The sequence below is a fragment of the Xanthomonas pisi DSM 18956 genome, from assembly GCF_001010415.1.
GTDB lineage: Bacteria > Pseudomonadota > Gammaproteobacteria > Xanthomonadales > Xanthomonadaceae > Xanthomonas > Xanthomonas pisi.
In genome coordinates, this window is record NZ_JPLE01000083.1 from 24,287 (window position 1) to 33,782 (window position 9,496).

At 66.0% G+C, this 9,496-nt stretch carries 8 protein-coding genes; 4 read left to right on the forward strand and 4 right to left on the reverse strand.

Annotated features, from left to right (window positions below; translation table 11 throughout):
* Positions 1-3: 3 nt before the first annotated feature.
* From Y887_RS16200 to ubiE, 4 genes are all read right to left on the reverse strand, one after another.
* Positions 4-723, reverse strand: coding sequence for a hypothetical protein (locus tag Y887_RS16200; RefSeq protein WP_046965327.1), 720 nt, complete (start codon positions 721-723; stop codon positions 4-6).
* Positions 724-1,169: 446 nt separating this feature from the next.
* Positions 1,170-3,119 (reverse strand): M1 family metallopeptidase, encoded by a 1,950-nt coding sequence (locus tag Y887_RS16205; RefSeq protein WP_181113218.1) that lies wholly within the window; start codon positions 3,117-3,119, stop codon positions 1,170-1,172.
* Positions 3,120-3,238: 119 nt separating this feature from the next.
* Positions 3,239-4,129 (reverse strand): GGDEF domain-containing protein, encoded by an 891-nt coding sequence (locus Y887_RS16210; RefSeq protein ID WP_046965329.1) that lies wholly within the window; start codon positions 4,127-4,129, stop codon positions 3,239-3,241.
* 194 nt (positions 4,130-4,323) lie between these two features.
* Positions 4,324-5,085, reverse strand: coding sequence for a bifunctional demethylmenaquinone methyltransferase/2-methoxy-6-polyprenyl-1,4-benzoquinol methylase UbiE (gene ubiE / locus Y887_RS16215; RefSeq protein ID WP_046965330.1), 762 nt, complete (start codon positions 5,083-5,085; stop codon positions 4,324-4,326).
* Positions 5,086-5,172: 87 nt separating this feature from the next.
* On the opposite strand from ubiE, the gene Y887_RS16220 reads away from it, so the two are divergent.
* From Y887_RS16220 to Y887_RS16235, 4 genes are all read left to right on the forward strand, one after another.
* Complete coding sequence (locus Y887_RS16220; protein WP_046965331.1) at positions 5,173-6,822, forward strand: MFS transporter; 1,650 nt, start codon at positions 5,173-5,175, stop codon at positions 6,820-6,822.
* Positions 6,819-7,913, forward strand: coding sequence for an HlyD family secretion protein (locus tag Y887_RS16225; RefSeq protein WP_046965332.1), 1,095 nt, complete (start codon positions 6,819-6,821; stop codon positions 7,911-7,913). The genes Y887_RS16220 and Y887_RS16225 overlap by 4 nt, the downstream gene beginning before the upstream one ends.
* Before the next feature lie 303 nt (positions 7,914-8,216).
* The gene (locus tag Y887_RS16230; RefSeq protein WP_046965333.1) at positions 8,217-8,717 is read left to right on the forward strand and encodes a GNAT family N-acetyltransferase; all 501 of its coding nucleotides are present in this window, start codon (positions 8,217-8,219) and stop codon (positions 8,715-8,717) included.
* Positions 8,714-9,169: a nucleoside deaminase gene (locus tag Y887_RS16235; protein ID WP_046965334.1), complete on the forward strand. Its 456-nt coding sequence runs from the start codon at positions 8,714-8,716 to the stop codon at positions 9,167-9,169. Before Y887_RS16230 ends, Y887_RS16235 begins: the two co-directional genes overlap by 4 nt.
* The last annotated feature ends 327 nt before the right edge of the window (positions 9,170-9,496 follow it).

A 9,496-nucleotide genomic window follows, 5' to 3' on the forward strand; every position in this document is an offset into this window, starting at 1 on the left:
GGATTACTTCCAGCCCGGCATCTGGGTGGTATCCAGCCCGCCTACCTCGAACTCCGCGGTCCGCGTGCCACCGGCCTTGACCGGGAAGGCAATGCTGATGCGCTTGGCGTTGCGCACCACTTTCCACAACGCCTTGTCGTCGTCGATGAACATGGCGATCGCCTCGTCGGTCTCCGGGCGATGCGCGGCCATCGCACGTGGTGCGCCGCCATCGGCGGAGACCTGCACCTTGCAGCCGCCGTAGCACTTGAAGTCGCCGGCCTTGAGCACGAGATAGCTATGACGCTTCCACTGCGGATGATCCCGGAAGACCAGGCTCACCGGCTTGGGCCCGCTGCCGTCGACATCCACGCGCTGCTTGGCATCGATCATCGCCGAGCGCTGCGTGCCGCCCGTTGCCGGCACCTGCGAGTACTGCCAGAGCGCCTGCATGCGGCGCAGCTCGCGCGCCTGTTCGCCCTTGGCCTTGATGTCGGCATACCCGGGTTCGATGCGCGTGGCGGCGGCCGTGCCGGCATAGCCTTCGAGCAAGGCTGCACCATGCGCGCGCGCCATGTCCCAGTTCTGCGCCTTGACCGCTTCGTCGTATTGCTTGGCGAGCGCATCGGCCTGGGTTTCTTTCGCCTGCGCCTGCGCGGTTTCCTGCGCCTTGCGTTGCGCCTGCCGGTCGGTGCAGGCACTCAGGGCCGCCACGCACAGGACCGCGCTCAACAGATACTTCATCGTCGACTCCGGGACAGATCCAGCGACAACGATACCAGTCTGTCCATGCGCGATAGATCGACAGGGCGACAGGTGCCGCGAGTCGCAATCAGGCAGCAGCAACAACACCCGCCGTAGGAGCGCACCTGGGCGCGACAGGGCTTTACCAGGACTGCCTGATCGCGCCCGAGTGCGCTGCTACGAAGGCGTGTTGCCGCGGCGGGAGGGCGTCCGCAACGCTCTCCACTACCGTCACAGTGGCGCTGGCATGGCTGGCATGGCTTTCGAAGGCCTATCCGGCCAATGCAATGCCGTCCAGAGTCTCGACCGTTCGGCATCGACCTCCCCACGTAGGAGCGCACCCGGGCGCGGCAGGGCTTTACCAGGACTGCCTGATCGCGCCCGGGTGCGCTGCTACGGCTGCGTGTTGCCGCGGCGGGAGGGCGGCGCACCGCCCTCCCCCGGCATCACGGCTGCGCGGGCGGTGCTGCCTTGGCCTTGGCCAGCATCTCGGCCACCGAGGCGGTGGTGATCGGGTGATAGCTGGGCTTGGCTTTTTCGAAGGCCTGTTCGGCGAAGGCAATGCCGTCCGGGGTCTTCAACAGTTCGGCATAGATCGGCAATACCAGCTTGCGACGGCCCACGCGTTCGATGAACTCGCCGGCGGCAGGACGCGCCTCCATGTAGCCGCTGCGGATCGCCAACGGATACCAGCGCATGGCGATCTCGCCGTTCGGGGTGCCGGTGAAGTGATAGGCCTCATCCAGCTGCTTGAGTTGCTCGGGCTTCAAGGTCACGCCCATGCCGCTGAGGAAATGCACCCACTCCTGCGTGCCCCACTCGCTGGTGACCTGCTTGCTCGGCAGGGTGCCGCTACCGCTCCAGGCGATGCGCGCGGTGTCCACGATCGAGAAGCTGCGCGAGCGCGCCTTGGCCGCAAACGCCGGGATGCCCGGCTGCTTCAACCAGGCGTCCACTTCGGCCGCGCTCACGGTGTTGGGATGCTTGGCCAGCAGGTTCTTCTGCAGATAGTCGACGAACTGGTCGGTGGTCGCACTCTGGAACGCGTGATCGTCGAACCAGCCGCGCAGGAACGGGTCGAACACCTCACGGCCGAAACGCTGCTCCAGGAACTGCAGGAACCACGCGCCCTTGACGTAGGCCACCTGGCTCAAGGCTTCGTCCGGGTCGCGCTGCGCCAGCGGCGGCAGTGCCAGCGCCTGGTCGGCCGGCGGCATGTCCTTCACTTCGGCCAGCAGATCGCCCTGGTCGATCTCGCGCTCCATCTCGGCCATTTCCACGCCGTACAGGGCCTCGGTAATGCGGCCCTGCACATAGGTGGTAAAGCCTTCGTTGAGCCAGATGTCCTTCCAGCTGGCGTTGGTCACCAGGTTGCCCGACCAGCTATGCGCCAGTTCGTGGGCGACCAGCGACACCAGCGACTTGTCGCCGACGATCACGGTGGGCGTGGCGAAGGTCAGCCGCGGGTTTTCCATGCCGCCGAACGGGAACGATGGCGGCAGCACCAGCATGTCGTAACGGCCCCAGCGATAGGGGCCATAGAGTTTTTCGGCGGCACCGATCATCTTTTCGGTGTCCTCGAATTCCTTGGCGGCCTTGTCGGCCATCGCCGGCTCTGCCCAGACACCAGAACGTGCGGAGATCGGCTTGAACACCACATCGCCGGCGGCGATCGCCAGCAGATAGGACGGAATCGGCTCAGGCATCTTGAAGCTGTAATCGCCGTCGCGCGCGGCCTTGGGGTCGTTGTCGGCGCTCATCAGCACCATCACGTCCGGGCGCGAAGTCACATGCGCGCTATAGGTGAAGCGCACGCTCGGGGTGTCCTGCAATGGCACCCAGCTGCGCGCGTGGATCGCCTGCGACTGGCTGAACATGAAAGGCAGCTGCTTGCCTTCGGTCATCGACGGTTCCAGCCACTGCAGGCCGGAGGCGGTCGGTGCGGTGTGATAGGTGATCACGACCTTGGCCGGCTGGTTCGGCGTCTCGATGGTGAGCTTGCTGCCGAAGGTCTTGTCGGCCGGCGCCAGTGCGAACTGCAGCGGCGCCAGTGCGCCCTTGCCGTCGTCGGCCTGCACCTGGGCGATGCTGAGCTCGCGCGTATCCAGCACCAGTTGCTTGGCCGACTTGTCCTTCCACTCCAGCGTATAGGTCGCGGTACCGCCGATCTGCTTGCTGTCGAAATCCAGCTTCAGGTCCAGCGCCAGATCCTTGATCACCACCAGCTGCGGCTGAGCGTAGGAGCTTTCGTCGTGGTTGCGGGCGTCTGCTTTCACGGGAGCCTTGGCGGTGGCGGCCGGCGCAGCGGTGGTGGCAGCCGGTGATGTGGATTCGTTGGAACAGCCGGCCAGCGCAATGGACACGGCCAGGGACAGCGACAGGTACGGGAAGCGCATCGATGGCACCGCAGCGAGGGAATTGGGCATTTTAGCGCTCCGCGCCACTGCCTGCCCGTGCAGGCGGTAACGGACGCAGGCCATGGCCTGCATGCTGCCCGCCGACGCGACGGTGCTGCTCAGCTCACCGGATGACTGCGCGGCGTGTCGTGCCCGTCGCGCACCAGGCGCCGGCCGCCGGAGAACTTGGCGCGATACATCGCCGCATCCGCGCGGCGATACAGCTCGGTGGCATCCAGGCCACGCTCGCACACTGCGCTGCCGGCGCTCACATGCAACGGCGCCTCCTCGGCATCTTCGCGTTCGAGCATCGACAGCCATTGGTTGAGCTTGAGGGTGGCCTCGTCTTCGCTGGCATGCACGCCGATCAGGAATTCATCGCCGCCCCAGCGCCCGACCCAGTCCTGCGCGCCCAGCCAGCCATAGGCCGACTCCACCAGCCGCACCAGCACGCGGTCCCCGGCCAGGTGGCCGAAGCGGTCGTTGATCGGCTTGAGGTTGTCCATGTCCAACACGAACAGGACGAACGGCCAGCCTTCGCGTTGAGAGGCGGCGACCGAATCGCGCATCGCCTGTTCGCAGCCGCGCCGGTTCAGCGCTTCGGTCAACGGATCGAACAAGGCGTGCTTCTTGAGATCGCGCATGCCGGCATCGATCCCGCGCAGGCTGCGATTGATGCCGCGTAACAGGCGCCCCAATTCGTCGTCGCCATGCTCGGGCAGGCTGGGCAGGCGTTGGTCGGCGTAATACGTGTCCAGCGCGTCGGCGGCGATACGCAACGGCGCCAGCAGGCGATACAGCGCCGAGAGCGTCAATGCCGTTCCCGCCAGCGTGGCCAGCAGGGCGACGATGATCACCGACCACAACAGGCGCCCTTCCAGCTCGCTCTGCGATGCCAGCCACGCGATCAACAACAGGAGCGGCAGGTGGATCCCGACAAAGGTCACCGCCAGCAACTTGGCGCTGAAGGAACGGGGAAACACGCGCGAGAGCCCGGCGTACAAGCGCATCCAACTCTCCGGCAAAAGAGCGCCTAGTGTCGCCGACCAATGGTGGAGCCAACGCGACGAAAGTCTCAGAAATTCGTTGGCGCGTCCGCCCGCGCGCGGAACCGGGCCACCCCAAGCGAACACAAGCGGCAACCCCGCCATGACACACGGCGCGTGATGCACGCGCCGCGTCGGCAATCAACCGTGGACCGGATTCAGATCTTGTAGCCGGAGTGGATCGCCACGATGCCGCCGGTCAGATTCTTGTAGTGGCAGCGCGCAAATCCGGCCTCGCCCATCATGCCCTTGAGCGAATCCTGCGGCGGATGCTTGCGGATGCTTTCGGCCAGGTACTGGTAACTGTCGGCATCGCGCGCGAACAGCTGGCCCAGCTTGGGCAGGATCTTGAACGAGTGGAAGTCGTAGATCGGCTTGAACCACTCGGCGGTCACTTCGGAGAACTCGAGCACGCGCGCCTGGCCGCCCACCTTCAACACGCGATACATCTCGCGCAGTGCGGCGTCCTTGTCGGTGACGTTGCGCAGGCCGAAGGAGATGGTCACCAGATCGAAGCTCTGGTCCGGAAACGGCAGCGCTTCGGCGTTGCATTGCACGTAGTCGAAGCCCGCCACCAGGCCGCGATTGGTCAGGCGGTCGCGGCCCACCGACAACATGCCGGCGTTGATGTCGCCCAGCACCACGGCACCCTCATCGCCCACGCGCTCCTTGAGCAGCACGGCGATGTCGCCGGTGCCGCCAGCCAGATCCAGCACGCGGTCGCCCGGCTTCACCTGCGCGGTCGCCACGAAGTAGCGTTTCCATGCGCGGTGGACGCCCAGGCTCATCAGATCGTTCATCAGGTCGTAGTTGCGCGCGACCGAGGTGAACACTTCGCCGACCAGCTTCTGCTTGTCCTTGGCAGCGACATCGCGAAAGCCGAAATGGGTAGTACCGGAGGTATAGGGGGATTCGCTCATGCCCGGATTATCGCACTGCTGACGCCACCATGACCGCAACGGGACCACAATCGCGAACTCTTCCGCAACCGGCCCTGCGAGTATTGCGTGCCCGACAAGTACGCCCCACGCGACTGGCAGCCCCACGAAAAGCCGACCCTGCCGGGGTCGGCATCCACGCCGCTGCACCCGACCCGGCGCCGCATTCAGTATGGCCTGGTCGGCCTGGTGGTGGCGCTGACCGGCGGGCTGAGCAACGCATTGGTCACCGCCAACCTGCCGTATCTGCAGGGCAGCCTGGGCGCCTACGCCACCGAAATGGCCTGGCTGCCGGCGGCCTACGTAATGACCAATATGTCGGCCAACCTGTTGCTGGTGAAGTTTCGCCAGCAATTCGGGCTGCGCCGCTTCACCGAGATCTTTCTGGCCTTGTATGCGGCCATCGCGCTGGCGCACCTGTTCGTGCACAGCCTGAGTTCGGCGATCACCGTGCGCGCGGCGCATGGATTGGTCGGCGCGGCGCTCAGCTCGCTGGGGCTGTATTACGTGATCCAGGCATTTCCCGGCAAGTACCGGCTCAAGGCGGTGGTGCTTGGCCTGGGCGTGACCCAGCTGGCGTTGCCGCTGGCGCGGGTGTTCTCCACCGACCTGCTGGAGTTCGGGCAGTGGCAGGGCCTGTACCTGTTCGAGTTCGGGCTGGCGATCTTCGCGCTGGCCTGCGTGCTGGCGCTCAAGCTGCCGCCAAGCGACCGCTACCGGGTGTTCGAGCCGCTGGATTTCGTCACCTTCCCCCTGTTTGCGGCCGGCGCGGCCGGGCTGGCTGCGGTGCTGTCGCTGGGGCGGCTGCTGTGGTGGACCAGCACGCCGTGGCTGGGCGTGGTGCTGGCGACATCCATCGTGCTGCTGTGCATGGCGGCCTGGATCGAACACAACCGCCGCAATCCGATGATCAACACCCGCTGGCTGGCCAGTGCGGACATGCTGCGGCTGGGGCTGGCGATCCTGTTGATCCGGCTGGTGCTGTCCGAACAAAGCACCGGTGCGATCGGCTTCTTCCAGACCCTGGGCCTGGCCAACGATCAGCTGCAGACCCTGTTCGCGCTGATGTTGCTGGGCGCGGTGGTCGGGGTTGCCGCAAGCGCGTGGCTGATCAATCCGGCGCGCGTGGCCGAGCATCTGATCATTGCGGTGGCGGCGATCTGTGTCGGCTGCTTCATGGATGCCGATGCCACCAGCCTCACCCGCCCGGAGCAGATGTACCTCAGCCAGTTCCTGTTGGCCTTCGGCAGCACCTTCTTCATCGGCCCGGCGATGGTGGCCGGGCTGGGCCGGGTGATCGCCCAGCCCGGCAATCTGATCAGCTTCATCGTGCTGTTCGGCATGGCGCAGAACATGGGCGGGCTACTCGGCAGCGCCCTGCTCGGTAGCGTGCAGATCCTGCGCGAGAAATACCATTCCAGCCAGTTGGTCGAGCATCTGGTGTTGACCGACCCGCAGGTGGCCGCGCGCGTGCAGACGTATGCGAGCCTGTATGGCCGCAGCATCGGCGACCCGACGCTGCGCCAGGCGCAGGGCGTGCGTGCGCTCGGCAGCGTGGCCACGCGCGAGGCCAATGTGCTGGCCTATAACGATGTGTTTCTGCTGATCGGCTGTATCGCCATCGCCACAGGGGTGTGGATCCTGTCCGTGCTGGTGTGGCGACGCTATCTGCGGCCTCCCGTGTCACCCTCCCCTTCCGCTTCCACTGCGCGCCCATGAATACGACTGCCGACCCCACTGCCGACTCCGATCGCGCCCGCCGCCGCCGCCGCCGTCGCCGCATCGCCGGTGCGATTGGGTTTGGCGGGCTGGCCCTGATCGGGGTGGCGCTGGTGCTGTACGCATGGCGGCTGCCACCGTTCGTCAGCGCGATCGAGCGCACCGAAAATGCCATGGTGCACGGCCAGATCACCGTCATTGCGCCGCAGGTCAGCGGCTATGTCACGCAGGTCACCGTGCAGGATTTTGCGCATGTCAAACGCGGCCAACTGCTGGCCACCATCGACAACCGCATTTACGCCCAGCAGCTCGAACAGGCCAAGGCGCAAGTGCAGACCGCGCAAGCCAATCTCGCCAACTGGGAGCAGCAACGCCATAGTGCGCAGGCGTCCATCGCCGAACAACGCGCAGCGCTGAGCAGCAATCAGGCCCTGAGCGATCGCACCCGCTCGGCGTATGCGCGTGCGCAACAGCTGGCCGACCAGAAACTGGTGTCCGAACAGGACCGCGACACCGCCTATGCCGCGCGCGCCCAGGCCACTGCGGGCGTCGCGCAGGCGCGTGCGGCGGTGCAGGCCGCCGAAGAGAATGCACGTAGCGTCACCGTCAATCGGGCAGCGCTGGAAGCGGCAGTGGCCAATGCGCAAGCGGCCGTGCAACTGGCGCAGATCAACCTGGACAACACGCGCATCCTGGCCCCGCGCGATGGCCAGCTCGGCCAGCTCGGCGTACGCCAGGGCGCCTACGTCACCAACGGCACGCAGTTGATGTCGCTGGTGCCGGACACGCTGTGGATCGTGGCCAATTTCAAGGAAACCCAGATGGCGAAGATCCGCATCGGGCAACGCGCCAGCTTTACCGTCGATGCCTTGGACAACGCACGCCTGCACGGCCGCGTGCAGGAAATCTCACCGGCCGCCGGCTCGGAATTCAGCGTGCTGCCGGCCGATAACGCCACCGGCAACTTCGTCAAGATTGCCCAGCGTATTCCGCTGCGCATCAGCGTCGACCCCGACCAGCCACTGGCCCCACGGCTGCGGCCAGGCATGTCGGTGGTGGTGGCGGTCGATACAGACAGCAAGGCCGATTGAACGCTGCCGACGCCATGCACAAAGGGGCGGCCAGCGAAACGCGTCCGCAACCTCCCGGCGGGCGCGGCCTGCGCTCGGTGCGGCGGGGCCACTCAGACGCTGCGGTGACAAGTGCGCTGTGCGTACCTAGCGGATGACTGCAGGCTACGTTTTGGGGCTCCACACGATCCGTCCGGCAGACGCGGACATCGACACTGGCACTGTCCGCCTCGGCACTGACGCTCGCATCGTCCTGTGCGCTCGTGCCGCACGTGGCGCGCCTGTCAGCCTGCCGCTCGCAAGCGATGCCGTTATCATGCGCCGATGCCTTCCACATCCACGCATCCCCTGCACTGGCAGCAGCTGCGCTTTACGCAGCTGAGCACAACGCAGTTGTACGCGCTGCTGCGCCTGCGCACGGACGTGTTCGTGGTGGAGCAGCAATGCGCCTACCCGGAACTGGATGGCAAGGACACCGATCCCGGCGTGCTGCATGTACTGGGTACCACCCACACGAGCGCGCTGGCGGCCTACCTGCGCGTGCTGCCGCCGGGCCTGAGTTACGCCGAACCCAGCATCGGCCGCGTGGTCGTCGCTGCCGCGTCTCGCGGCACCGGCTTGGCGCACGCCTTGTTGCGCGAGGGCATCGGCCTGGTGCATAGGCACTGGCCGGGCAGTGCGATCCAGCTCGGTGCACAGGCGCATCTGCAATCGTTCTACGCGGCGCATGGGTTTGCGCCGTCGTCCGCGCCGTATCTGGAAGACGGCATCCCGCATCTCGACATGCTGCGCCCTGCCGGCGCGGCCACGATGGAGTCCACATGATCACTACCCCCGACTACCGCGCATTGCTCGACACCGCCATTGCCGAAGCCCGCCAGGGCCTGGCCGAAGGCGGCATCCCGATCGGTGCGGCGCTGTATCACAACGACGGGCGCCTGCTCGGCTGCGGTCACAACCGCCGCGTGCAGGAGAACGATCCGTCCGTGCATGGCGAGACCGATGCCTTCCGCAAGGCCGGCCGTCAGCGCCGCTACAAGGACACCATCATGGTCACCACGCTGGCGCCGTGCTGGTACTGCAGCGGGCTGGTGCGCCAGTTCAACATCGGCACCGTGGTGGTCGGCGAATCGGTCACTTTCCAGGGCGGCATCGCGTGGCTGCGCGAGCACGGCGTCAACGTCATCGACCTGCAAAGCCAGGACTGCATCGACCTGCTGGGTGGCTATATCTCGGCCAACCCCGACGTGTGGAACGAGGACATCGGCGAGGACTGAGCGGTTTTTTGCAGAGTGGGCGGGTTGGATTTGCGGTGGAGATGACTGCTGACGTGCTGCCTCCATCCACTCTTCGGACGCCCTCCTCGGCACGTGGGGGAAGGAAAGACTGCAACGAGAAGGCCAGCAGTGTGGCGTGATGCTCTTCGCTAGGAGCTGCTGACAGACGACGACTTCAGGCAGTTGTGTTGCAGAGCCGATGATTTGGGGTTATCGCTACAGGCGGCTGATCTGTAGCTCGGCTGCAGCGGTTTGACAGCCAAGCGGCTGATCTGCCGCTTGGCTGCAAGGCCCTTGCCCGCCCACCATCGCAGGACACGCCGCAAG